Below are 23,177 nucleotides of genomic sequence, written 5' to 3'. Positions count from 1 at the left end.
GTCCATCGGGCCGGACGGGTCGAGCCGGCGCTGTCGACCCTATCGAAATCCACAGCGATTGATGATTTCACAGCCTCAAGCTCAGTACAGGTGACGGAGTGATCGATCTGTTGAGTTAGTGCGGTGGCGCGCGCCTCCGAGCGCCTTTTAAAAGCGCGAGGAGCGTCGCGCGAGGGAGTCGGCGGCCCGAAGCGAAGCGGAGGACCGCCGACGAGGTTGGGGAGGCGTGAGGTGCGGTTGCGGTGCTGTGCGGGGTGGGAATCGAAGGGGCAGCCGCGAGGAGGTCACAGGCGACGTAAGCACCGAAACGAAGGAGCGAGTGAAACGAGCGACTGAGTGAGGCGCGCAGCGAGCGTGTGACCTCCTCGCGGCTGGGGCTTCGGTGGTTTCGGTTACGGAATCACTCGTGTCGAGTCTGACCACGTAGTGCCCCACAGCCGGGGCTTCGGCGGTGTTCACCAGATCAGAGGCAACTCCATTTTCAGCACCAACATCAGCCACGAAATATCCGTCTTATCAGCGCTCTTCAGCGACCGGCCGTTTCAGGCGAGAAGATACGCGACTCAGGCGCGCAGCCAGTCGACGAGGCGCGCGACCGGACTGGTCGTCGCGTCGAGGTCCTCGGGTCGCGGGGTGTCTTTCAGTCGCACGGATCCGTTCTTGTAGATCGTTTTGATATCAGTCATTACATCCACAGATAGGACTTTCACGGGCATAAGAAGCTCGAAATCGCAATATATCGTGGTGAATAGTTCGTGATATATCAACCGGATCGTCAGGATCGTTCGGGGGGGTTTCGCCGGGCGAGGAAGGTGTCACTTCGCCGCGGCCGTTGCGCCGCCGTCAGTCGTTGCCACCGCCGCCGCCCCGCCGTCAGTCGTCGTCGACCGCCGTCGCGGCCGTCGCGTCGCCGGCGTTCGCGTCGGCGACCGCGTCCGGCGCGGGTCCCGTCACCGCCTCGGCGACCTTCTCGATCGGGTGCGGCGGGTTCTCCGCGTCGCTCCCGCGGTCGCCGAGCTGCGACCGGCAGGACGCGCCGGGCGCGGTCACCGTCTCGCCGTCGCTCTCATCGACCTGATCGAAGAGGATCCGCCCGATCGCCTTCGAGATGTCGTAGTGCTCCGACTCGTAGCCGAACGAGCCGGCCATCCCGCAACACGAGGAGTCGAGCGGGTCCACGTCGTAGCCGGCGCGCCGCAGCACGCCGACCGCGTGGTGGTCCTTGTTCGTCGCCTTCTGGTTACAGTGGCCGTGGTAGGTGAGCGACTCCGCGGGCGCGTCGAACGCCAGCCGCTCGTCGACGCGGCCGGCGTCGAGGTACTCCAACACGCCGTAGGCGGCGGCCGACACCGCCTCGACGTCGTCGCCGTCGAGGAGGTCTAAGTACTCGTCTTGGAACATCACGGCGTCCGAGGGCTCGACGAAGACCACCGACTGGCCGTCGCGGACCCGGGGCGCGAGCCGCTCGACGTTGGTCGCGGCGCGCTCGCGGGCGTCGTCGAGGAACCCCGTCGAGAACGCCGCCCGACCGGAGGGAGCCAGATCGTCGGGTACCTCCACGCGGACGTTCGCGGCCTCCAGCACCGAGACGGCCGCCTTCCCGGCCGCCGGGTAGCTGTAGTTCGTGTAGGTGTCCGGGAACAGCGCGACCGTGTCGACCGCCTCGGCGGGGGCGACCGTCGAGCCGCCGCGCGCCGCGAACCACTCCTCGAAGCTCTCGGAACGGAACGTCGGCAGCTCGCGGTCGGGCGCGATCCCCGCCACCGCGTCCATCACTCTCCGGGCCCCGGGGATCTTCGTCGCCGCGTTCGAGATCGGCGCGAGCGTGCTCCCCAGCGCGGAGAACCGGTCGATGTCCCGGAAGATCCGCTCGCGGAGCCCCGACCCCTCCTCCTCGTGGTGTTCGTGTTTCACCTCGGCTTTGAGCTTCGCGAGGTCGACGCCGGTCGGGCAGTCGCTTTTACACCCCTTACAGCCGACACAGAGGCCGAGCACCTCCTCTTGGAAGCGGTCGGAGTGGATCTCGTCGTCGTCCAGCTCGCCGCTGATGGCGGCCCGGAGCATGTTCGCGCGCCCCCGGGTCGCCTGTATCTCCTCCTCGGAGGCGCGGTAGGTCGGACACATCACGCCGGAGTCCGTCTCCCGACAGGTGCCGCAGCCGTTACACAGCTCGACGAGATGGGAGAACCCGCCCTCGTCGTCGAAGTCGAGCGTCGTCTGCGGCTCGATCGACTCGTACGCGGGCCCGTACCGGAGGTTCTCGCGCATGTCCGTGTCGGCCGCCGTGTCGGGGTAGCCGCGCTCGGCGGCGGTGTCACCGTCGACGTAGACGACCTTGCCCGGGTTCATCCGCCACTCGGGGTCGAACGTCGACTTGAGCTCCTGAAAGGCGCTCCACAGCTCCTCGCCGTACATCTTCGGGTTGAACTCGGTGCGCGCGAGCCCGTCGCCGTGCTCGCCGGAGAACGCGCCGTGGTGTTCCAAGACGAGGTCGGTGACGTCCTCGGAGATGGAGTGCATCTTCTCGACGCCCTCCTCCTCTTTCAAAGAGAGGATGGGGCGGATGTGGAGCGTGCCGCTCCCGGCGTGCGCGAAGTAGGCGGCCGAGGTGTCGTGGTTCTCCAGCACGTCCTCGAACTGCCCGACGTACTCGGCCAGCTCCTCGGGCGGCACGGTCGCGTCCTCGATGAACGGGTACGGCTTCGGGTCGCCGCGCATGCTCATCAACAGCGGGATGGCAGCCTTTCGGAGCTTCCAGAGGTCTTCCTGGTCCTCGTCGGTGTACGCCTCCAGCACGTCGAAGGCGTCGCCCTCGTCGACGAAGTGGGCGGTCGTGTCCGCGATCGCCGCCTCGAAGTCGTCGACCAGCTCCGAGTCCCACTCCAGCATGAGCGCCGCGGCCGCGCGGTCCGGGATCGGCTCGGCGTACTGCGCGAACTCCTGTGACCCGGCCGCCAGCGAGAACACCTCGTCGTCCATCAGCTCGACCGCGCTCACGGGGAACTCTAGGGCCTCGGGCACGGCCTTCATCGCGTCGACCAGCGAGTCGAACGTGTACAGCGCGAGCGCCGTCTCCTCGGGCCGGGTGACGAGCGACACCTCGGCCTCGACGATCGTGCCGAGCGTGCCCTCCGCGCCGACGAACAGCTTCGAGAGGTTGATCACCTCGTCGCCGTCGTCGTTCTCGTAGATCACCTTGTGGAGGTTGTACCCGGAGACGGAGCGCTTGAGGTTCGGATACTTCTCGTCGATCTGCGCTCGGTTGTCCTCAACGAGCGCCCGCGTCGTTTCGTACAGGGACGCCTCCAAGTCGTCGCCCGAGACGATCGCCTCGTACTCCGGGGAGTCGAGGACGACCTCGCGGGTCTCGATCAGCGAGCCGTCCGCGAGCACGACCGTCAGCTCCTCCGTGTACGCGTCCGTGATCCCGTACCGCACCGAGTGCGCCCCGGTGGAGTTGTTGCCGATTCCGCCGACGACGGTCGCCCGCGCGGAGGAGGCCGGGTCGGGCGCGAACTTCAGCCCGTCCTCGGCGAGGCGGTCGTCGAGGTGGTCCTGAACGACGCCGGGCTGGACCACTGCCCGCCGGTCGTCGGGGCGGACCTCCAGAATCTCGTCCATGTGCGTGGAGAAGTCCAACACCACGCAGCCCGGCCCGACGGTCTGTCCGCCCAGCGAGGAGCCGGCCCCCCGCGGGATGACCGGGACACCGTGGTCGGCGGCGACTTCCATCGCGGCCTGAACGTCCGCGACCGAGCGCGGGATCACGACCCCGGCCGGTCGCGCCTGATAGATGCTCCCGTCCGTCGCGTACAGCACCTGCGCGTACTCGTCGAACTGGACCTCTCCCGCGACCCGCTCGCGGAGGTCCGATGCCAGGTCCCGATAAGCGGCCACGTCCGGCCGGTCGTGACCGAGCGCGGCCGCGGACGTGTCCAGGTCCGGCGTGTCGCTCCCCCACGTGGGTTCGGTTGCCATAGTGTGATCCGGGGCGAGCGAGAGAATAAAACCTTTGTTAATGATAATTTTGCGAGGCGATCCGGTTCCGGTCACCGTCGCCGTGCGGCCGTCTCCCGCCGGGATTTAACCCGTCTCCCCGAGAGGCGGGCATCATGGAGATACTCCACACGTGTCTCAACGTGGCCGACGCGGACCGGACGGCGGACTGGTACGTCGAACAGCTCGGGTTCGAGCGCTCCTGGGAGTTCACGACCGGGGACGGCGACACGCGGAACGTCTACGTCGCCGACGACGCGGGCGTCGAGTTCCAGCTGTCCGACACCGACGGCGAGGAGCCGAGCGACGACGGCGACCGGTACGACCACGTCGCAGTCGGCGTCGACGACGTCGACGAGGCGTTCGAGTCGATCGACCACCACGGCGTCGTGAAGGAGCCGGGCGACCAGCCCGAGGCCGGCGCGCGCACCGCGTTCGTGAAAGACCCCGACGGGCACGCGGTCGAACTGATCGAGCCGCTTTAATCGGAACTGGCGAACGACGAGCGATTTCGGGAGTACGTATCGCGCGTCGATTGATCGGTTGTTTATAAGTGGCTAAGTGGTGTCGCTGTCGGCTATCTATAAGTGAACGACGATTCGGCGAAGGCCTCCAAAGCCCCAGCCGTGAGGCGGGCGCACGCTCGCTGCGCTCCTCGTCACTCGCTTCGCTCGTTCCTGCGGTGCTTACGTTGCCTGCGCCCGCCTCACAGCTGCCCCTTTGAGTCCCACCCGATCGCAACCGCACAGCACCTCACACCTCCCCAGCCTCGTCGGTCGCCTCCACTTCGCTCCGGCGACCGACTCCCTCGCGCGGTGCTCCTCGCGGCCGCCTTCGGCGGCACGCTCGGAGGCACGCGCCACCGCATTATTCTTTATAAACGGTCCTCGTCGTCGCTCAGATCTTTTTAAATGTACGCTCACCGACTCGGGTTTATAGTACGCACCCCCGCCGTCGTCCAGAGCACGACCGCTCTAAGACTGAGTCGGCGCAAAAAAATCGGTGTATCAGCGGGACGCGGGTCGAACGGTCGAGACCGATTACAGGATGCCGGCGGCCTCGGCCTTCTCGACGATGTCTTGGGCCATCTTGTTGGTCGCCTCGTCGACCATCTGGCCGTCGACGCTCACCGCGCCCTTGCCCTCCTCCATCGCCTCGGCGTAGGCGTCGACGATGCGCTTGGCGCGCTCGGCCGTCTCCGGGTCCGGCGCGAACACTTCGTTGCCGATCTCGATCTGCGAGGGGTGGATCGCCCACTTACCGTCGCAGCCGATCATGTTGGCGTTGCTCGCGGACTCGCGGAACCCGTCGGGGTCCTCGATGTCCGCGTACGGGCCGTCGAGACAGGGGAGGCCGGCCGACTTCGCCGCGGAGTTACACTCCGAGAGCGCGTGGTGCCAGTAGTGCCCGGGGTACTCGGGGAACTGCCCGATGTCGAGTCCGGGCGTCCCCATCGCCGCCGAGTAGTCGCCGGGGCCGAAGATGATAGAGGAGAGCCGATCGGAGGCGTGGGCGATCTCGTGGACGTTGTGGATCCCCTCGCCGTCCTCGATCTGGGGTTCGAGCCCGATCGCGCCGACCTCCAGCCCGTTGTTCTCCTCGACCTGCGCGAGGAGGTTCTCGACGGTGTGAACGTCGCTGGCGGACTTGACCTTCGGGACGATGATGTCGTCGATGTACTCGCCCGCCTCGCCGACGACGGTGATCACGTCGTCGTACCACCACTTGGTGTCGATTCCGTTCATACGGAAGCTGAGGACCTTGTCGCTCCAGTCCTCCTCGCGGGCCGCCTCGATCAGCGGCTCGCGCGCGGCCGGCTTCGCGTCGGGCGCGACCGAGTCCTCTAGGTCGAGGAAGACCTCGTCGGCGTCGCTGTCGGCGGCCGAATGCATCATCTTCTCGTCGCTCGCGGGCGTCGCTAGCTGCGTCCGACGAAGGGTGACGTCAGTCATGTGTGACAGGTCTATCACCCTTATCCATGAAAATAAAGCTACCCCAGTCGGGGTTTTTTACAGGGAGTCGATCCCGAGTTAACATCCGGAGCCGGCGGCGGCGGATCAGTAGTCACCGAGCACGCCCAACCGCCGCGCTCGCCGGGTAGCGAGCTGGAACACGAGGTAGCCGCCGAGCAGGTAGCCGACCGCCACGGCGACGAGCAGCCCCAGGTCGGCGAGCGGGAACTCCCAGAGTCGGATCCCGTCGACCATCGCGCGCTGGAGCATGGCGCTCCCGTGCGCCAGCGGGAGGACGCGCGTCCACGGCAGGTCGAAGACGGGTGCCGAGATCAGCCCGACGAAGCCGAACTGGAGGAGGTTGAGCCAGTTGCCGATCCGCTTGTACAGCACCGTCACGCCCCCCGCGGCGAAACCGAGTCCGAGGACCGAGACGATCGACAGCCCCGCGACGGCGACCACCGTCACCGGCGCGAGGCTGAGCCGCGTCCCGGTCGCGAGGAGCATGGCCGCGAGGATCACCGCGCTCGTGAGGAACGTCCGCACCACCTTCGCGACCCCCTTCAGCAGCGCGACCGGCGCGAAGCCGAACGGGGTGGTGATGTGCCGCTCTAAGGTCCCCCACTGGACCTCGCTGCCGATGTCGTTCGACACCGACGAGTACGCGCCCACCGACAGCGTCCACAGGAAGTAGCCGACGACGATCCCCTCGATCGAGTCCGTCAGCGCCTGCCCCGCGAGCAGCTGCCCGCCGAGGAACAGCGCGGCGAAGAAGAACAGCGAGACCACGATCCCCCCGATCGCGTTGGCCGGGTAGCGCACGAAGATGAGGAACTCCCGGTACAGCACGGCCCGCGCAAGATGGTAGTAGGTGGCCGGCCGCAGCTCGTCCTCGTCTCCACTCACGAGGAGTCACCGCCGGGAACGCTGCCGGTGCGTTCGAGGAACACGTCTTCGAGGTCGGGCTGGACCGTCCGGATGTCCGACACCGTGACGCCGGCCGCGCGGAGCGCGTCGGTCAGGTCGTACAGCCGGTCGCCGCCCGCGGCGACCGTCACCGCGGGCGGGGTCGCGTCGGGGTCGACGCCGACGACCTCGAACCGCTCGCGGAGCCCCGCGATCGTCTCCCGATCGAGGTCGGGGCTCGCCACGCGGACGACGTCGCGGTCGGCCGCGCCGAGCAGCGCCTCGACCGTGTCGTCGGCGACGATCCGCCCGTTCGACAACATCACGACGCGGTCGCACACCGCCTCGATCGTCGTCATGTCGTGGCTGCTGACGACGATGGTGAGCCCCTCCTCGGCCGCGAGCCGGCGCAGCTCGGCCCGGAGCGTCCGCGCGCTCTCGACGTCGAGTCCGAGCGTCGGCTCGTCCAAGAAGACCAGCTCCGCGCCGCCCGCCAGCACGCTCGCCAGCGACACCTTCTGTTTCATGCCGCGCGAGAGGTCGCGGACCGGCGTGTCCGCCTTGTCGGCCAGATCGAGCCTGTCGAGCAGTCGGTCGTGGCGCGCCGCCACGGAGTCGGGGTCGACGCCGCTCACCGTCGCGAAGTAGCGCAGGTTCTCGCGGACGGTGAGCCGCCAGTAGTCGTTGCGCGCGCCCTCCAACATCGCGTCCACGTCGGCGTAGGCGGTCCCCCGGCCGTCGCGCACATCGTTGCCGAACACCCGGACCGACCCCGCGTCGGGGATGACGATACCCAGCGCGCACTTGATCAGCGTCGTCTTCCCCGCGCCGTTCGGGCCGAGCAGGCCGACGACCGATCCGCGCTCGACCGTGAGGCTCACGTCGTCGACCGCGGTCACCGCGTCGTCGCCGTCGCCGAACCGCTTCGTGAGCCCCTCGACCGCGAGCGCGGGCGGGCCGGAGAGCTCGTCGCTCGATACGTCGTCACCGCCGCTCCGGGTCTCGTCGCGCGCGCTCGCCGCGCTCCGTGCCATTGCCCCGCGGTACGGGCCGAGCGGGGATATATCCGCGCTCGCCTCCCAGCACACCCGTGGACCTCGACCGGTTCGCGGCGGACGCCCCCGACGACGACGCGCCCGGCGACGGCCGGGTCTGCGTCGTCGCGACCCGACCGGACACCTTCGAGCGCTGCCGCGAGGGCTTCTACCCCGCCCCGCGGTCGTACGACCGTACCCGCGCCGACTTCGAATACCTGGCCTTCTACCGGACCGCCCCGGTGTCGGCGGTCACGCACTACGCCCGCGTCGCCGCCCGCACCGAGCAGACCCGCGGCGAGCCGAGACCGATGGACGAGTCGGACTGGGCGGCGCTGATCGATCCGTTCTCCGAGGAGCGCGTCGTCGTGGTCTTTGAGTTCGACGACCTCGTGCCGCTGGACCGCCCGGTCGAGAACGATCTGAACGGCGTGCGCGGCGCGTGGTACTGTACGATTGCGGACCTGCGCGCGGCCGGGACACTCTCCGGGCTCCGCGATCGATCGGAGATCTGAGGCGGCAGCCGCACGGAGACCAGAGACGGAGACCGTGCGGAGACCTGAGACGGCGACCGCGCCGACCGCTCACCCGCCGTCGGCGCGGACGGTGGGGGACGCGGCCTCGCTCCCGTCACGCGAGACGCGCGCGACCCGATCGTTCGCGGCCGGCGGCGTCGAAGCGTGATCGGGGTGGAGACAGGCGAACAGCGCCTCCAGCGAGTCAACGAGTCGGTGGCTCGGTCGGTTGAACAGCCCGTTGCCGTCGACCGCGTAGGCGCGGTCGCGGCGGACCGCGCGCAACGCGTCGAAGCCGGTGCGTTCCGCGAGGTCGCCGACCGCGTCGACGGCGCGGTCGCGGTCGAACCCGCAGGGCGCGACCACCAAGGCCTCGGGGTCGGCCGCGCGAACGTCCTCGAACGCCACCGGCTCGGAGGGACCGTCGGGCTGGAACGACGGGTCGCCGCCCGCGAGTTCGACCATGTCGCGCACCCAGTGGCCCGCCCGGATCGGCGGCTCCGTCCAGTCGAGGACCGCGGTCCGGGGGCGACCCTCGTCAGCGACTGCCCGCTCGGCCCGCTCCCGGACCGCGTCGACGCGCTCCCGGAGGTCGGCGCGGAGCGCGTTCGCAGCCGCCTCCTCGCCGACCGCCTCGCCGATCCGCCGGACGTCGTCGAGGGCGTCGGAAAAGGAGTGCGGGTCCAAGGCCAACACGTCGGGCGCGGGGTCGAGGCGCTCGGCGGCCACCCGGACCTCGCCCGCGTCCACCGCGCAGATGTCACAGGTCGCCTGCGTGACGAGGAGGTCCGGCTCCAGGGCGGCGAGCCGCTCCTCGTCGAGGTCGTAGACCGCGCCGTCGACCGCGCGCATCTGGGCGTCGATGTCGCTCGCCGAGCGGTCCTCGTAGTCGACGACGGTGCTTGTCAGCGTCGGTAGCTCGCGGGCGGCCGGCGGGTGGTCGCAGCTGTGCGAGGTGCCGACCGGTTCGACGCCGAGGGCGAACAGCGTCTCCGTGGCGGATGGCAGCAGGGAGGCGACGCGCATGGTCGACTCGAAGCGCGCGAGGGACTAAAGTCAGGGGTCCGAACGCGGTCGGTCACCGGGCGGGAAGCCACCCGAGGCGGGGACGGACGACCACGTAGCCGGCGTAGAGCAACGTCGCGTACGCGAGAGCGAACGACGCCGTCCGGAACCATCTGGTAGTCGGGGCGTCGAGCGTGTTCAACAGGATACACGCGAGGAGGGTACTCAGGAGGACGAACCGGGCGTCGCGTTGCTCCATAGTTTCGAGGTACATTCCGCGATAGCAAATGCGTGGCGATGCGAGAGGCCGCGTGCGGACCGTCATTCGCCGTCGGCGACGGCGTCCGCGGTCGCCGTCGCGTACGCGGCCGCGAGGTCGGCGTTCGGGAGCGCGTCGGCCGCCGCGCCGCACCCCCATCGGATCCGGTCCCGCCGCTCGCCGGCCGGCAGCTTGTTCGTCGCGACCGTCTCGGCGGTGTCGAGCGTCGCCCGGACCGTCTGGTGGTCGCCGTCGGCGGCCGCGGACGCCGCCGCCGCGAGCAGCTGTTCGAGGCTCGCACGCACGTCGTGGGGCACCTCGTCGGGGTCGCTCACGGGTCGCTCGTGTCCGTCTCGGCCGACTCTGTCTCGCTCACGTCCGCCGCCCGGTCCGGGCCCAGCGTCGCGAAGACGAACTCGGTACTGCTGCCCAGCGGATCGGTCGCGGTCGTCGTCTCGATATCCGAAAACCCCGCCGCGCGGAGCTGGTCGAGGGTCCGCTCGCGGCCGGGGGCGGAGAAGAACATCCGCCCGCCCATCCACCCCCGCCGGACCGTCTCGAACCGGCCGCCCGGGAGGGTCATGAGGAGCCGCCCGCCCGGTCGGAGGACGCGGGCGAACTCCGCGTACACGTCGGGGTGGCGCTCACGGTCGACGTGAAACACCGCGTGGTACGCCGTGATCGCGTCAAAGCGGTCGTCGCCGACGGGGAGCGCCGTCATCTCGCCGTGGACGAGGCGGGCGTCCGGGACCGTTTCGCGGGCGAGGTCGAGTCCGCGCCGCGAGACGTCGAGTCCGACGCTGCCCGGCGGGAGGTTCGCGAGGGTCCGCGCGCCGTCGCCACAGCCCACGTCGAGGACGCGCGGGGGGTCCGCGGAGTCGGGCGTCGACAGCGAGTCGAGCAGGTCGCCGACGAGCGCCGCGTCCGAGCCGTCGGGATCGCGGCGCGCGGCGTACGTCTCGGCGACCTCGTCCCACGCGCGGCGCACGGCGTTGCGGTCCATGTCGGACACCACGGACGCCGGCGGCTTGAGGATGCGGGTAGATCGCGCGGTCGACGACGAGACCACCGACGAGGTCTCGGGGGAGGAACGCGGACCGACGACGGCGATTGGGGGAGGGCCGAACGGGCCGACCGACGGGCGGTCGACCCACGTCGTTCGGAGGGAGCGGACAGCGGGAGACCCCGTCGGCGATCGGTATGAGGGCCTCCGGCCGGATAGGAATTATCATGACACGAACAGGAATAACGACACTGTAATCACAACCATCAATATCAACACGGCGCGTGTTAGCACATGAGCGATCTCGACGTTCCGAAGCGGGTCCACGTCGTTCCGCTGGGATACGAGTTAGACCGCATCGTCGAACCGGTCGTCGACGGCGACGCCGACGAGGTGATCTTCCTCGAACCGGACGCGGACCGTGACGGGGTCGACCGGCCGGCATACCACGAGACCGCCCGCGAGCGGATCCGGACCGAAGGGGTCCGGACCGAGACCGTCGAGTGCGACATCTTCAATCTCTTCAGTTCGCTCGGAACGATCGCCGAGATATCGGACGAACTGCGAGATCACAACGTCTACGTGAACCTCGCGTCGGGGTCGAAGGTGACCGCGATCGGAGGGATGATCGCCTGTATGGTCTCCGGCGCGATCCCGTACTACGTCCGCGCGACGGAGTACGCGGGCGGCGAGGAGCGGCCGGTCGCCTCGGGCGCGAAGCCGCCGGAGACGCTCCCGAAGTATCCGATCGAGGAGCCGAACGCCGAACACGTCGCCGTTCTCGCGTACGTCGAGCGGGAACAGCCCGTCACCAAAGGCGATCTCATCGACTACGGCCGGGAGGAGGGGCTCCCCTTCGTCGAGCGCTACGACACCGAGGGCGTCCAGAACCCGGAGCGAGGGTACTACCGGCGGCTCAACGCCCACGTCGTCGACCCGCTGGCGGAGCGCGGGTTCGTCGACGTCGAGGAACACTCCAAGTACCAGTACCTCTCCGTCACTGAGAGCGGGTCGAACCACCTCCGCGCGTTCCGCTACCTGCTCCGGGAGTGATCGGAGGCGGGACGGCGGCATGTCGGAACGTCACGGGTCGGCGTCACGGGTCGGCGTCGCAGCCCTCGCGCGCCGTCGGGTCTGACGCGTCCGGTGCGTCCGGCGCGGGCCGCGCGAACCAGTAGCCGTACCCGAACGGGACGAGACCGGTCGCGAATCCCCACAGCACGGCGAGCGGGCCGAACACGAGACCGATCGGGCCGAGAGCGGCCGCGACGGCGGCCGTGGCGAGCAGCCCGATCCCGACGGTCGCGGCGACGAGCGCTCGCCACCGGCTCTGGGCGACGCACGCGCCGGCGACGACGCCGGACGCGACGACGGCGGCGGTCGCGGGACCGATGACGAACCGGGAGGGCGAGCCGGTCTCGAAGAGAGCGGTGGCGGCGAGCGCGAGCGGGACGGCGAGCGCGGCGACCACGGCGGCCCGGCGGACGGTCAGGAGTCGGTCGCGGGTGGGCTCGCGGTAGCGGTACGCCAACAGTCCTAGTCCGACGGCGGCGTACCCCCGACCGACCGGCGTGAGCGCGAAGCCCGCGAAGGCGCTCGCGATCCCGGCGGCGACCGCGGCCTCGCTTTCGACCGCGACGGCGTAGTACGCCCCGTCCTGACGGTATAGCCCCGACCGCACGCCCGAGCCGTTCGCGGTCCCCTCGTCGATGACCCGTCGGACGCTCGACGGTGACTCGGACGCCGGGCGGGCGACGGCCGCGAACACCGACTCGGCGTCGGTCTCCCGCATCTCGATCGTCGCGTTCGTCGTCTCCCCACGGGTGGAGAACGTCCACGCGTAGTAGCGCCCGTCGTACCGGACGTACGGCGACTCGACGTCGTCAAGGACGATGTTCAACTCCGGCGAGAGCACGCCGTCGAACGATCCGGTCGCGGCGGCGGTGCGGATCGGCTCCCGGTACCGGTCGGGCGTGTCCGAGAGCCGCTCGTCGAGGTCGGTGACGTTGGGGGCCGCCTCCGCGACGGTGCTCGGATCCTCGCCGGGTTCGACCGCCGTCGCCTCGTAGGTGATATCCGTGCCGCCGGCCGTCGCCTGAAAGGCGAAGCTGAGCGCGACGCCGACGAGAAGCAGGCACACGATCGCGGCGGTTCCGGCGGAGGGGAGGGCGGAGGACACGAACGGTCGATTCGTGAATTCCAGTTGAAAGTTTTTCGTTCGGGAGCGCCGCGGCCGCGGCTCCGGGAGAGAGCGACGCGCGATAGAAAGTCGGGATTCGAGGCGGGGTCGTGCCCGACCGCGTCAGTCGTCGGCCGGGGCGCGCGGTTCCGCCGGCGGTTCGGTCTCCTCCGTCTCGCCCGCCGGCTCGTCGACCGCGTCGACGTCGGGGATCTCGTCGTCGCGTTCGTCCGCCTCATCGGGCCGGTGACGCGCCTCGATTTCCGTCCACGTGCGCGCCTCGTCGTAATGATGGCACATGACAACTATTGACAAGAACTGGTGGCTTCTAAAAGTTACGCCGATATCGGGTATCTCTGGACTCTTAGCGTGGGAAAAGACGGATCTGCGGTGCCGTGGCGCGCGCCTCCGAGGCCGTATCGCGGCCGAGGAGCGTCGCGCGAGGGAGTCGCTGGCTCCCGGAGCGAAGCGGAGGGTGCCAGCGACGAGGTTGGGGAGGCGTGAGGTGCGGTGCGGTTGCGGGGCGGGACTCGAAGGGGCAGTCGCGAGGGCGAAGACGCGCGACGCAAGGACCGAAAGGAGCGAGCGGAGTGAGCGACTGAGGACCACAGCGAGCGCATCGAGTCCTCGCGACTGGGGCTTCGGCGGTCCCGGTAGTAACGAGAGTCGTCGCGTACAGCCGAGTGACCGGGGCTTCGGCGGTCTCAGTCGTGACGGGATCAACAACGTACAGCCGAGCGATCGAGAGTTCGAAGACCCCGATCGTGTCGGTCCGGGGGTTGCGAGACGCTTATACGTCGCCGTGGGGCTTCACCAGCACCTTGATCGCCTCGCGCTCGTCCATCATGCGGTACCCCTCGGGGACCCCGTCGAGGTCGACCGTCTCGGTGAAGATCGGCGACGGGTCGAGCGTGCCCTGAAGCACGTCGGCCATCAGTTCCTCGGCGTAGGCGCGGACCGGGGCGACCCCGCCCGCGAGCGTGACGTTGTCGCCGAACATGCCGAACACGTCGAGGCCCTCGTCGTCGACGCCGTACGGGACCCCGACGTAGCCGATCTGGCCGCCGGGGCGGACGACATCGATGGCGGTGTTCATGGCGCTCGCCGCGCCGACGCACTCCATCACGTGGTTCGGGCCGCCGTAGGTGAGCTCGCGGATCCGCTCGACCGCTTCCTCGCCGCGCTCGGAGACGGTCTCGGTCGCGCCGAACTCCGCGGCGAGTTCGAGCCGGTCCTCGTGGTGGCCCACGGCGATTATCCGCTCCGCGCCGAGTCGGCGAGCCGCGAGGACGCCGCAGAGGCCGACCGCGCCGTCGCCGATGACGGCCACCGTCGACCCTTCCTCGACGCCCGCGCTGACGGCCGCGTGGTGGCCGGTGCCCAGCACGTCGGTCAGCGGGAGCAGCGACCGGAGGGTGTCCTCGTCGTCGGCGTGGCGGTCGGGCACGCGGACGAGCGTCCCGTCGGCGTGGGTCGACCGGACGTACTCGCCCTGGCCGCCGCCGTTGTCGCCGCCCCACGAGTCGCCGTTCTCGCAGGAGGTGTGGAGCCCCTTCCGACAGAACTCGCACTCGCCACAGGAGATCGCGAAGGGGGCGAGGACGCGGTCACCGGGGGCGACCGAGGTCACGTCGTCGCCCACTTCCTCGACGATCCCCATCGGTTCGTGGCCGACCGGCGAGCCGGGGTCGCGGTCGCTGTCGCCGCGGTAGAACCAGAGGTCCGAGCCGCAGATCGCGGTGTGGGTGACGCGGACGATCGCGTCCGTCGGGGCCTCGATCTCGGGCCGCGGTCGCTCTTCGACGCCGATCTCTCCGGGACCGTTGAAGACGGCTGCGCGCATGGGATCGACTACTGGCGGGCGGGGCAAAAGGCCCGGGATCCCGGCGGGCGCTGCTCGGAGCGGCGAGACCGCCGGACCCGAGGACTCGGGAGTCGTCGCGTTCGGGGACCGTCAGCGGTGGCCGCGGTCAGGGACTGTCGGCGGTGGCCGCAGTCGGGCGACCGCCGCCCGTCGCGTCCGCGTCGGGGAGGTCGTTCGGATCGCCGCTGGCCGCCGGGGACGGCTCGCCGTCGGCGGTCTCGACGCGCTCGAAGCGGATGGTCACGGTCTGCCCGTCGCCGTCGGCGTCGAAACCGAGGTCGGCGACCGAGCGGTCGACGACCCACCGGACGAGCCACAGCCCGAGCCCGTCGGCGTGGCGCATCGACGTCTCGTACCCGCGCTGGATCGCCTCGACCGTCTCGGGCGGGATACCCGGCCCGTCGTCGTCGACGCGGAGCGTCGCCCCGTCGCCGTCCCGCCGCACCGACACCGCGACGCGGGGCGCGTCGCCGCCGTGGACGACCGCGTTCTCGATCAGTTCCGAGACGGCGACTTCCGTGAGGGGGTGCGCGCGGACGCGACAGGCGACCGCCGCGGGCGCGACGAACTCGGCCGCCGGGTGTTCGGCCCCGAGTCGCTCGATCGCTCCCTCCGCGACGCCGACGAGGTCGACGGTCGTCGCCACCTCCTCCACGTCGTCGTCCGGCCCGATCACCGCGTCGATATGGCGGGCGTGTTCGCTGACCCCGAGCAGGCGCTCGGCGTTCTCCTCGACGACGACGGCGTGGTCCGCGAGGCCGTCGCCCGCGCCGTCCGCCCCGGCCCGCTGGCTCGCCTCGGCCTGCTGGCGGATGAACCGCGCGCGCCCTCGGACGACCGTCATCGCGTTGCGGATGTTGTGCCGGAGCACACGGTTCAACACCGTGAGCTGTCCGTTAGCGCGTTCGAGTTGGCCCTGTGCCCAGCGTTGACGCGCGTCGGTCAGCCCGAACGCGAGCCCGAACGCCGACCCGACCGACGCCGCGCCGCCGATGACGAGGGCGGGGTTCGACGGCGGCGGCCCCTGGCTCATCTCGTAGCTGACGAAAAGCAGCGCGACGGCTCCGAGCGTCAGCGCGCCCAGCGCGGTCCACGCGACGATGAACCCGGTGTACGCCGGCGAGAGCGGCGAGCGGGCGACCGGAACGGTCGCGAGGACGACGAGCGCGCTACAGACGATGGGGACGACGACACCGGTCACGACCGCCACGGGGTCGGACATCCCCGACAGCGAGGACAGGAGGAATCCGAGCGGAACGAGGCCGAGGGCCGCGAGCAGTCCGAGTTGGCCGGCGTTCTTGGCTCGTGTCCACCGCATTTGTCGCCACTCCGCATTGACGGGTTTTAACCGTTCCCGCACGATATCAGTTTGGAGAATTGCGGAGGAGGGGAGGAGAGCGGGCGGTCACATCGTACTCACTCCTCGTCCGAATCGAGGACCGCCGCGTCGGACAGCGACGGCCACCGATACCGGCGTCCGGTCCACTCGAATTCGACGCGGGCGAGTTCGTTTCCGGTCGCTAAAACAAATCTGACAGGTACGAAAACGAACAGTTAAAACCGGGGATCGACGAGCCGCGGGCGACGATGTGCGACCGAAGCGGTTGCGGCGATGACGGCGGCGGCGACCGAGCGGAGCGGAGGGATCGGCCGTGAGCGACGGACCGACGCTGCGGATTGGCGCGGAGACGAGCGGCGGCGACGAGTCCGTGCCCGCGCCCGTGCCGCCGGACGACCCGGAGGCGTGGTACGCGCCGGACGTCCGGGCGCAGTACGAGTCGGCACCCGGCGTGGTGGCGACGGTCCGCGAGCGCGACGGCGGGCGGTTCGGCTACGACGTGCGCGAGCCGCCGCTGTCGCCCGCCGACGAGCGCGCCCTCGACCGCGTCCACGACCGGTTCTCCGCGGTGCGACACCGCCGCCCGCTCACGCGGGTCGGGGTGATCGAGCGCGCCGAGCGGGGGTTCGACCCGAAGTACGCGGAGGCGATCGACCGGCTGGTCGACGCCAGCGCGGCCGCGCGCCGCCGGATCGACTACCACGCGCTGCGGGAGTTCCGACTGCTCGGCGAGCTCACCCCGATCGCCTTGGACGACCGGATCGCGGTGGCCGACGTGGGCGACGACCGCGAGCTGGTGGTCCACACCGAGACGTTCGCGCCGCTAGAGACCGGGATCGACGCGGACGCCGACTACGTCGAGCGGGTCGCCGCAGAGCGGCTCGCGCAGTACGCGGTCGAGTTCGCCGGGCTCGCCGTCGACGTGGTGGTCTACCGCGAGCGGCTGCTCGGGTCGGACGCGTTCGAGACGAAGTACGCCGTGTTGGAGCCGGACCTGCTGCCCGGCGACGAGGAACTCATCGAGGAGTGTAAATCACGGATCTGGGAGACGACCGTGAGCGACGTGATAGCGGACCGCGAGTCGTTCGTCGCCGCCCGCGCCCGCCGGTTCCTCTCCCGGCGGCTCACGGCGCGCAACACCCGGGCGTGGCTCGACGCGGCGGCCCACCGGGCGCGGGCCGCGCTGGCGGAGCGAGGGCTGGCCGCGCCGCCGGTCGACTCGCGGTACGCACGCGACCGCCTCGACGACCTCGCGTACTACGTCCTGCGCGACCTCGTCGGCGAGGGCATCCTGACGGTGCCGATCCGCGACCCCCATCTGGAGGACGTGGAGGCGAACCGCGTCGGGGAGCGCGTGCCGACGAACCTGTCGTTCGACGACGAGACGACGTTCGTCAACGTCGTCACCGGGATCGCCGCCCGCGACGGGACGGAGCTGAACGCCTCGACGCCCTCCGCGAAGGTGAACCTCGAACTCGACGGCGTGCCGCAGACGATCCGCTGTGCGGTGGCGCTGCCCGTCATCTCCGAGGGGGGTCCGCACGTCTCGATCCGGAAGCAGCGCGCGGACGCGCTCACCCCGGTCGATCTGGTCGAGCGCGGCGCGCTCTCCGTCGACCTGGTGACGCTTCTGTGGCTGCTGTACGAACACCGCGGGGTCGTCCTCTTCGCCGGCCCGACCGGCGTGGGGAAGACGACGCTGCTCAACGCCCACACCCCCTTCATCCCGTTCGACGCCCGGCCGGTCTCCGTCGACGAGGGGTCCCGCGAGGTGCGGCTCCCGCACGAGACGGGCGTCTCGCTCACCACCCGCGACCACGAGGACGCCTACAAGTCGGTGGGGATGGCGGAGCTGATGACCGAGGCCAACTACCTCAACCCCGACGTCGAAGTCATCGCCGAGATCAACACCCCGGAGAGCTTCGAGACCTTCGGCGAGAGCCTAGCGACCGGCCACGGGGTGATCGGCACGACGCACGCCGAGGACATCGGGGCGCTCGCCGACCGCCTGCGCGAGCGGGACCTGCCAGCGCGCCTACTCCGCGAGGTCGACCTCGTCGTCTTCCCGCGGCAAGTCGACGGGGAGCGCTACGTCTCCCGGGCGATCGAACCGCTCTCCGAGGCCGCCTACGAGGGGCTCGACCCCGAGGCGAAGCGGAGTCCGAGCGGCGACCCGAAGCGGGGCGGCGCGGGCGTCGTCGAGGTCGGCGACGAGTCCGTCCGATACAACACGGTCGCGTGGCGCGACGGCGACGGGACCTTCCGGTTCCCCGGCGCGCCGGGCGGGAACGAGAGCGACCGAAAGGACGGCGACGGACGCGTCGCGGAAGCGGGGGCGAGCGACTCGGCTACCGGCTCGGGCGACGCCCCGGGAAGCGGGCCGCGGTTCCGCGTCTTCGACCGGATCGCGAGCCGGACCGACCGCGACCGCGAGGCCGTCGCCGCCGAGTTCGAGTCGAAGCGGCGGTACGTGGAGTACCTCGTGCGCGACGGCGTGGACGACCCGGAGGCGCTCTTCGAGTTCCTCGCCGACCTGCGCACCGACGAGGCGGCGACCGTCGAGCGCGCCGCGAGAACGAGGGACCGAGGCGGCGACCCCGAGGGCGACGGGGCGAACGGCGGCAGCGGTAGCCAGAGCGATGGGAGCGACCGCGCCGGACGGGGGCGGCCGTGAGCCGGCGGCGGACGACCGGAACGACCGGCGCGAGCGAGGCGACCAAGACGACCGAAACGACCGGGACGACCGAGGCGAGCGCGGACGACGCGCTCGCGGCGGGCGGCCGGCTGGCAGTCGTCGACCGGGTCTGTTACGCGCTGTTCGCGCGCCACGCGAGCGACCGCCGCCACGACGCCGACCGGAAGCGGTACCGCGGGACCGCGCTCGACACCGGCTTCGAGACGTACCTCGCGCGGGCGTACGGCCTCTCGTGGGTCGTCGCTGCCGCCGTCTTCCTCCCGGCGCTCGTCGTCGCGGCCGGCGCGGCCCCCGCGGTCGCGGCCGCGGTCGAGGCCCGGTTCGGCGCGGCGCTGCTCTCCGGGGGGTCGACGGCGACGCCCGCGCCGACGCCCGGCTCGGTCGGGCCGCTCCGCACGGACCGCGCCGCGGCGCTCGTCGCGGTCGCGGTCGCGCTCCTCGCGAAGCGCGCGACCGTGGCGGTCGCCGGCCTCCACCTCCGGTGGGTGGCCGCCACGCGGCGGACCGACATCGAGCGCACCCTCCCCGGGGCGGTGCGGTACCTCGAACTGCTCGCCTCGGGGAGCGACGGGCCGCGGGCGATGCTCCGGAAGGCGGCCGACGACGACGCGTACGGGGCCACCGCGACCTCGCTCCGGAAGGCGCTCAACGCCGCCCGGCTCGCCGGGAGCCTCGACGAGGGGCTGCGGCGCGTCGCCCGCGACACCCCCTCCCGGGAGCTGCTCGCGCCGTTCCTTCTCAAGTTCCGGAAGCGCGCGGCGGCCGGCGACGAGGCGCTCTCGGAGTTCCTCGCGACCGAGCGCCGAATGCTATCCCACCGACAGGACCGCGCCCGGAAGCGGGCCCGCCGGTTCCTCGAACTGCTCACGGAGCTGTTCGTCGCCGTGCTGGTGTTGCCGGCGCTGCTCGTCATCGGCGCGACCGCGCTGTCGGTCGTGATCCCCGAACTGCTCCCGCCGGTGTCGACGCCCGTCGGCGTGGTACCGACCCGCGCGGTCGTACTCTACGGCGCGGTCGCGTTCCTCGTCGCGTTCGGGCTCGCGGCCGCCGTCGCGGTCGGCACGCTCCGCCCGCCGAGCCAGCGGGCGAGCTACGCGGTCCCCGCGAGCCCGCGGGCGGTCCTCGCGAGCGCCGGGCGCAACCCCGCCAGCACGGCGGTCGTCGCCGCGGGACCCGCGGTCGCGCTCGCGCTCTGGCTCGCGGTCGCGGGCTACACGCTCGTCAACGTCGTCCTCGTCGGCTACGCGGCGTTCGCGGTGCCGGTCGGACTCGTCGCCGCGCGGCGGACCCGGATCGACGACGCGAAGGACCGCGAGCTGGCGGACTTCGTCCACGCCGTCTCGGGGCACGTCGCGCAGGGGCGTCCGCTCGCCGAGGCCGTCGACGCGGTCGCGCGCGACGCGGACCTCGGCGTCCTCGACGACGACGTGGCCGACCTCGCGTTCGCGCTACGGTCGACGACCGCGACCGAGGCCGTGACCGGGAGAGAGTCCGACCCGGCCGAGGAGGCGACCTCGGTCGACGTGCGCGCGGCCGCCATCGAGCGGTTCGTCGACCGCGTGGGGACCCCTCTCGCGGCCGGGACGCTCGGGCTGGTCACGGGCGCGCTGAACGCCGGCGGCGACGCCGACGCGGTGTTCGAGACGCTCCGGATCGAGGTCGGGCGGCTCTACAGCGAGCAGCGCGCGCTCCGCTCGGCGATGCAGCCGTACATCGCGGTCGGCTGGGCCGCGGCGGTCCTCGTCGCCGGCGTCGTCGCGGTCGTGAACACGCAGGTGGTCGACGCCGCGCGGCTCGCGGAGTTCGCGGCCGCGTCGGACGCCGTGACGGAGCCGGAGGGCGTGTACCCCGAACTGGAGCGGTTCCGGCTGTACGTCGTCACGCAGGCGACGGTGCTGGCGTCCGGGTGGTTCGCCGGCACCGCCGCCCGCGGGCGCTACGCGGCGTTGCTTCACTCCGGCGCGCTGGTGGCGTGCTGTTACGTCGTCTTTACCGTGGGCGGGCTGGTGTGAAAACTCGTCCGTCGTCTCGCGCCTGCCACCCACGGACTAGTTCGATCGTTCGGCGATCTTTTCGGTAGCATCGGCAAGCCGTTTCGTCTCTTGAACGAGTCTGGAAAGAAAGTAGCCGAAGAGGATCAGCGTTAGTCCCCACATGAACGCTGAAATTCCGATCCCCACGAGGAGTCCGCATCCCACCCAAACGACTCCGGAGACGCCGAAAAGGAGTCTTTGAATCTTCCTATCCGCGTTCATGCGTAGTCGTGCGAGGGAAGCGTGATAGGTATTGTGGGATTTACATTTCGATACGACACACCTCCTGCGCCCGCCGTCCCGCCGGGTTCGTCACGAGAGGATGCTCGGGTCGCCGGGAAACCGCGCCGCCGCCCCGACACGAGGCTTTTCTACCGTGCCGGCGCATACGTACGTCCATGGACGAGAAGACCGCCGACCTCCGCGACCTGTTCGTCGACACCACCGGGTCCGAGTCGGTCACCGAGCGCCAGGACGCGGCGCGGGGGACCCTCATCGACTCCGACGAGGCGTCGGTCGACGCGACCGCGCGCGACCTCGTCGCCGCGATGCGCGAGCGGTACGGCTTCTCGACGGATCTCGACGACGACGCGTACGTCCTCGTCGCCCGCGGGCGGTTCGAAGACGACGACGACGCCGAGACCGCGGCCGCGCTCCGCGACGCGCTGACGGAGCGGGAGGATGCCAACGTCGACCCCGACGCGGTCGACGCCGAGACGGTTCGGAAGATGCGACTCGACCTCCACCTCGTGCGCGACGCCGACCGGGAGGCCGACAGTGACGGTGCGGGCGACGACTTCGCGTACGCCGACCTGAAGCGGCTCACCGGCGCGGGCAACTCGATCGTCGAGTGCGCGGCGGAGCTCGGCGCGACGCCCGATCGGGTCGCCCGCTACGCCGCGGTCGCGCGCACTGACATCGCCTCGACTCGGGCGAACGACCGGTTCCGCGACACGTTCCGCGATCTCTTCACCGACGCCGACATCGAGGGGTCGCTCGCGAGCGACGCCCGCGAGGACGGGCTGAAAGAGGCGACCGAGGACATCGAGACGGACGTGTCACTCTGAGCGGCTGGCGACCGATCGGCGGCGAACGCTCTCGAATCCCCAGCCGCTTGGCTATACACCGCTGATCTCGTCACGACTGAGACCGCCGAAGCCCCAGCCGCTCGCTACGACGTAGTCGCTGCCGACACTCCGAACGAGACCGCCGAAGCCCCAGCCGGGAGCCGGGCGCACGCTTGCTGCGCTCCTCACTCGGTCGCTTCCGCTCCCTCGTTGCGGTGCTTGCGTCGCCTGCGCCCGGCTCCCGGCTGCCCCTTCGAGTCCCACCCCGCACGGCACCACAGCCTCACGCCTCCCCAGCCTCGTCAGTCGCCTCCGCTTCGCTCCGGCGACTGACTCCCTCGCGCGTGCTGTCTCGCGGTCGCCGGTGGCGACCGCTCGCAGGCGCGCGCCACCGCCTCGGCTCGGTGATCAGGTTCAGATAAGAGGTGGTCAACGTCCTTGCGGACCGGAGCCTACGCCTCGTTGTCCAGTTCCGCAAACACGGCGTCGACCATCTCGCCGGTGTCATCGATGATCGCGTCCATCTCGTCGTCATCGACGGGGAGTCCGAGCAGGCGCGCTATCTTCATGATCGAGACGTGGTACACCTCCTGCGTGCCGGGTTCGACCTCGCGGACGATCATGTTACAGGGGAACAGCCCGCCGATCCGGCCGTCGGTCGCGTCGAGCGCGCGGTCCGCCATCCGGGGGTTACACGCGCCGAGAACGTAGTACGGGTCCCGGTCAGCATCGACCTTCTCGTTGAGGAGTTCGGAGGGGGAAAACTCGACCGGAATCCCGAACCCGGCGTCGGTACACACCTCGCGGACGCGTTCGATCGCCGACTCGTGGTCGGTTTCGAGCGTCGTCCGCGTCTCGCCGTACTCCTCGGGGTCCAGCTCGTGCGGATCGAACGGAATCGTCATGTGTCGACTCCGCGCCGCCCGAGTAAAAAGTCCGCGGCGGGACGACGCCCTCGCTACTCGGTCGCGACGGGACCGCGACCGACGACATCCTCCACCGCTCGGACGAACTCGCTCCGGCTCTCGAACAGCGGGACCTCGCTCTCCGCGAGCACCGCGTCGAGCTCGCGGGGGCCCTCGGGCGTCCGGATCTCGGCGTCGCCCTCCTGTGCCCGGACGTCGCTGCGCGTCGCGGGCCAAGTGAGCCGCGACGCGACGCGGGCGACCGGCTCACCGGCCACGTCCGGCCCGTCTCCGAGTTCGACGGCCGGCTCCGCTTCGGCCTCCTCGTCATCCTCGTCCGCATCGGTGTCGCTCATGCGTCGCGGTTCCGCTCGGGCGACACTAATGGTTTCGATGCCGCTCGCGTCCCGCGAGGGCGGCCGCGC

23 protein-coding genes are annotated in these 23,177 nt (G+C 70.6%); 7 read left to right on the top strand and 16 right to left on the bottom strand.

Annotation, left to right across the window (positions count from 1 at the left end; genetic code table 11):
* Positions 1-563 precede the first annotated feature (563 nt).
* Together QOL69_RS10620 and QOL69_RS10615 are read right to left on the bottom strand one after the other, a co-directional pair.
* The gene (locus tag QOL69_RS10620) at positions 564-686 is read right to left on the bottom strand and encodes a hypothetical protein (RefSeq protein WP_255331290.1); all 123 of its coding nucleotides are present in this window, start codon (positions 684-686) and stop codon (positions 564-566) included.
* Between the two features lie 187 nt (positions 687-873).
* Positions 874-3,978: an FAD-binding and (Fe-S)-binding domain-containing protein gene (locus QOL69_RS10615; RefSeq protein ID WP_283403127.1), complete on the bottom strand. Its 3,105-nt coding sequence runs from the start codon at positions 3,976-3,978 to the stop codon at positions 874-876.
* Positions 3,979-4,112: 134 nt separating this feature from the next.
* Here QOL69_RS10615 and QOL69_RS10610 point away from each other — a divergent pair, with 134 nt between their 5' ends.
* Positions 4,113-4,481 (top strand): VOC family protein, encoded by a 369-nt coding sequence (locus QOL69_RS10610; RefSeq protein ID WP_283403126.1) that lies wholly within the window; start codon positions 4,113-4,115, stop codon positions 4,479-4,481.
* A 555-nt stretch (positions 4,482-5,036) separates the two neighbouring features.
* On the opposite strand, the gene QOL69_RS10605 is transcribed toward QOL69_RS10610, so the two are convergent.
* From QOL69_RS10605 to QOL69_RS10595, 3 genes are all read right to left on the bottom strand, one after another.
* Positions 5,037-5,948, bottom strand: a complete 912-nt coding sequence (locus QOL69_RS10605; RefSeq protein WP_048077974.1) for an HpcH/HpaI aldolase/citrate lyase family protein — start codon at positions 5,946-5,948, stop codon at positions 5,037-5,039.
* A gap of 105 nt (positions 5,949-6,053) precedes the next feature.
* Positions 6,054-6,854 (bottom strand): ABC transporter permease, encoded by an 801-nt coding sequence (locus QOL69_RS10600; protein WP_283403125.1) that lies wholly within the window; start codon positions 6,852-6,854, stop codon positions 6,054-6,056.
* A complete protein-coding gene (locus QOL69_RS10595; protein WP_283403124.1) occupies positions 6,851-7,888 on the bottom strand; it encodes an ABC transporter ATP-binding protein in 1,038 nt (345 codons plus the stop codon). The genes QOL69_RS10600 and QOL69_RS10595 overlap by 4 nt, the downstream gene beginning before the upstream one ends.
* Positions 7,889-7,944: 56 nt before the next feature.
* On the opposite strand from QOL69_RS10595, the gene QOL69_RS10590 reads away from it, so the two are divergent.
* Positions 7,945-8,403, top strand: coding sequence for a DUF8743 domain-containing protein (locus tag QOL69_RS10590; RefSeq protein ID WP_283403123.1), 459 nt, complete (start codon positions 7,945-7,947; stop codon positions 8,401-8,403).
* 69 nt (positions 8,404-8,472) lie between these two features.
* Here QOL69_RS10590 and QOL69_RS10585 read toward each other — a convergent pair whose 3' ends face one another.
* The 4 genes from QOL69_RS10585 to QOL69_RS10570 all read right to left on the bottom strand — a co-directional run bounded on the left by QOL69_RS10585 (position 8,473) and on the right by QOL69_RS10570 (position 10,670).
* Positions 8,473-9,429, bottom strand: coding sequence for an ABC transporter substrate-binding protein (locus QOL69_RS10585; protein WP_283403122.1), 957 nt, complete (start codon positions 9,427-9,429; stop codon positions 8,473-8,475).
* Positions 9,430-9,481: 52 nt separating this feature from the next.
* Entirely contained in the window at positions 9,482-9,667 is a 186-nt protein-coding gene (locus QOL69_RS10580; protein WP_283403121.1) for a hypothetical protein, read from the bottom strand.
* A 62-nt stretch (positions 9,668-9,729) separates the two neighbouring features.
* Positions 9,730-10,002, bottom strand: a complete 273-nt coding sequence (locus tag QOL69_RS10575; RefSeq protein ID WP_283403120.1) for a DUF8101 family protein — start codon at positions 10,000-10,002, stop codon at positions 9,730-9,732.
* Positions 9,999-10,670, bottom strand: coding sequence for a class I SAM-dependent methyltransferase (locus QOL69_RS10570; protein ID WP_283403119.1), 672 nt, complete (start codon positions 10,668-10,670; stop codon positions 9,999-10,001). Before QOL69_RS10570 ends, QOL69_RS10575 begins: the two co-directional genes overlap by 4 nt.
* Here QOL69_RS10570 and QOL69_RS10565 point away from each other — a divergent pair.
* The gene (locus QOL69_RS10565; RefSeq protein WP_283403118.1) at positions 10,669-10,968 is read left to right on the top strand and encodes a hypothetical protein; all 300 of its coding nucleotides are present in this window, start codon (positions 10,669-10,671) and stop codon (positions 10,966-10,968) included. The two genes, QOL69_RS10570 and QOL69_RS10565, sit on opposite strands and share 2 nt — an antisense overlap.
* Positions 10,965-11,723 (top strand): HFX_2341 family transcriptional regulator domain-containing protein, encoded by a 759-nt coding sequence (locus QOL69_RS10560; protein ID WP_283403117.1) that lies wholly within the window; start codon positions 10,965-10,967, stop codon positions 11,721-11,723. Before QOL69_RS10565 ends, QOL69_RS10560 begins: the two co-directional genes overlap by 4 nt.
* A 43-nt stretch (positions 11,724-11,766) precedes the next feature.
* Here the strand turns inward: QOL69_RS10560 and QOL69_RS10555 are convergent, their stop codons facing one another.
* The 4 genes from QOL69_RS10555 to QOL69_RS10540 all read right to left on the bottom strand — a co-directional run bounded on the left by QOL69_RS10555 (position 11,767) and on the right by QOL69_RS10540 (position 16,031).
* Positions 11,767-12,849 carry a DUF8127 domain-containing protein gene (locus tag QOL69_RS10555; RefSeq protein WP_283403116.1) on the bottom strand — a complete coding sequence of 361 codons (1,083 nt, stop codon included), beginning with the start codon at positions 12,847-12,849 and terminating at the stop codon, positions 11,767-11,769.
* A gap of 123 nt (positions 12,850-12,972) precedes the next feature.
* Complete coding sequence (locus tag QOL69_RS10550) at positions 12,973-13,149, bottom strand: hypothetical protein (protein WP_195155795.1); 177 nt, start codon at positions 13,147-13,149, stop codon at positions 12,973-12,975.
* 490 nt (positions 13,150-13,639) lie between these two features.
* Positions 13,640-14,692: a zinc-dependent alcohol dehydrogenase family protein gene (locus tag QOL69_RS10545; protein ID WP_283403115.1), complete on the bottom strand. Its 1,053-nt coding sequence runs from the start codon at positions 14,690-14,692 to the stop codon at positions 13,640-13,642.
* A gap of 127 nt (positions 14,693-14,819) precedes the next feature.
* The gene (locus QOL69_RS10540) at positions 14,820-16,031 is read right to left on the bottom strand and encodes a sensor histidine kinase (protein WP_283403114.1); all 1,212 of its coding nucleotides are present in this window, start codon (positions 16,029-16,031) and stop codon (positions 14,820-14,822) included.
* A 334-nt stretch (positions 16,032-16,365) separates the two neighbouring features.
* Between QOL69_RS10540 and QOL69_RS10535 the strand changes: the two genes are divergently transcribed.
* Both QOL69_RS10535 and QOL69_RS10530 read left to right on the top strand, forming a co-directional pair.
* Positions 16,366-18,726 (top strand): type II/IV secretion system ATPase subunit, encoded by a 2,361-nt coding sequence (locus QOL69_RS10535; protein ID WP_283403113.1) that lies wholly within the window; start codon positions 16,366-16,368, stop codon positions 18,724-18,726.
* Entirely contained in the window at positions 18,723-20,759 is a 2,037-nt protein-coding gene (locus QOL69_RS10530; protein ID WP_283403112.1) for a type II secretion system F family protein, read from the top strand. Before QOL69_RS10535 ends, QOL69_RS10530 begins: the two co-directional genes overlap by 4 nt.
* 36 nt (positions 20,760-20,795) lie before the next feature.
* On the opposite strand, the gene QOL69_RS10525 is transcribed toward QOL69_RS10530, so the two are convergent.
* Complete coding sequence (locus QOL69_RS10525) at positions 20,796-21,002, bottom strand: DUF8066 domain-containing protein (protein WP_283403111.1); 207 nt, start codon at positions 21,000-21,002, stop codon at positions 20,796-20,798.
* Between the two features lie 176 nt (positions 21,003-21,178).
* Here QOL69_RS10525 and QOL69_RS10520 point away from each other — a divergent pair, with 176 nt between their 5' ends.
* Positions 21,179-21,847, top strand: coding sequence for a hypothetical protein (locus QOL69_RS10520; protein WP_283403110.1), 669 nt, complete (start codon positions 21,179-21,181; stop codon positions 21,845-21,847).
* A 452-nt stretch (positions 21,848-22,299) separates the two neighbouring features.
* Here the strand turns inward: QOL69_RS10520 and QOL69_RS10515 are convergent, their stop codons facing one another.
* The gene (locus tag QOL69_RS10515; RefSeq protein WP_283403109.1) at positions 22,300-22,752 is read right to left on the bottom strand and encodes a DUF302 domain-containing protein; all 453 of its coding nucleotides are present in this window, start codon (positions 22,750-22,752) and stop codon (positions 22,300-22,302) included.
* 53 nt (positions 22,753-22,805) lie between these two features.
* Complete coding sequence (locus QOL69_RS10510; RefSeq protein ID WP_283403108.1) at positions 22,806-23,108, bottom strand: DUF5789 family protein; 303 nt, start codon at positions 23,106-23,108, stop codon at positions 22,806-22,808.
* Positions 23,109-23,177 lie beyond the last annotated feature (69 nt).

The sequence above is a fragment of the Halorubrum sp. DM2 genome (genome assembly GCF_901686465.1).
In the GTDB taxonomy this organism is placed as follows: Archaea; Halobacteriota; Halobacteria; order Halobacteriales; family Haloferacaceae; genus Halorubrum.
Note: the sequence above shows the minus strand (reverse complement) of the source record. Positions and strands in the feature narration are given on the sequence as shown.

Coding starts and splice junctions, on each gene's coding strand:
- QOL69_RS10620 (WP_255331290.1), bottom strand. CDS start 686: ATGACTGATATCAAAACGATCTACAAGAACGGATCCGTGCGACTGAAA.
- QOL69_RS10615 (WP_283403127.1), bottom strand. CDS start 3,978: ATGGCAACCGAACCCACGTGGGGGAGCGACACGCCGGACCTGGACACG.
- QOL69_RS10610 (WP_283403126.1), top strand. CDS start 4,113: ATGGAGATACTCCACACGTGTCTCAACGTGGCCGACGCGGACCGGACG.
- QOL69_RS10605 (WP_048077974.1), bottom strand. CDS start 5,948: ATGACTGACGTCACCCTTCGTCGGACGCAGCTAGCGACGCCCGCGAGC.
- QOL69_RS10595 (WP_283403124.1), bottom strand. CDS start 7,888: ATGGCACGGAGCGCGGCGAGCGCGCGCGACGAGACCCGGAGCGGCGGT.
- QOL69_RS10585 (WP_283403122.1), bottom strand. CDS start 9,429: ATGCGCGTCGCCTCCCTGCTGCCATCCGCCACGGAGACGCTGTTCGCC.
- QOL69_RS10580 (WP_283403121.1), bottom strand. CDS start 9,667: ATGGAGCAACGCGACGCCCGGTTCGTCCTCCTGAGTACCCTCCTCGCG.
- QOL69_RS10565 (WP_283403118.1), top strand. CDS start 10,669: ATGTCGGACACCACGGACGCCGGCGGCTTGAGGATGCGGGTAGATCGC.
- QOL69_RS10570 (WP_283403119.1), bottom strand. CDS start 10,670: ATGGACCGCAACGCCGTGCGCCGCGCGTGGGACGAGGTCGCCGAGACG.
- QOL69_RS10560 (WP_283403117.1), top strand. CDS start 10,965: ATGAGCGATCTCGACGTTCCGAAGCGGGTCCACGTCGTTCCGCTGGGA.
- QOL69_RS10550 (WP_195155795.1), bottom strand. CDS start 13,149: ATGTGCCATCATTACGACGAGGCGCGCACGTGGACGGAAATCGAGGCG.
- QOL69_RS10545 (WP_283403115.1), bottom strand. CDS start 14,692: ATGCGCGCAGCCGTCTTCAACGGTCCCGGAGAGATCGGCGTCGAAGAG.
- QOL69_RS10540 (WP_283403114.1), bottom strand. CDS start 16,031: ATGCGGTGGACACGAGCCAAGAACGCCGGCCAACTCGGACTGCTCGCG.
- QOL69_RS10525 (WP_283403111.1), bottom strand. CDS start 21,002: ATGAACGCGGATAGGAAGATTCAAAGACTCCTTTTCGGCGTCTCCGGA.
- QOL69_RS10520 (WP_283403110.1), top strand. CDS start 21,179: ATGGACGAGAAGACCGCCGACCTCCGCGACCTGTTCGTCGACACCACC.
- QOL69_RS10515 (WP_283403109.1), bottom strand. CDS start 22,752: ATGACGATTCCGTTCGATCCGCACGAGCTGGACCCCGAGGAGTACGGC.
- QOL69_RS10510 (WP_283403108.1), bottom strand. CDS start 23,108: ATGAGCGACACCGATGCGGACGAGGATGACGAGGAGGCCGAAGCGGAG.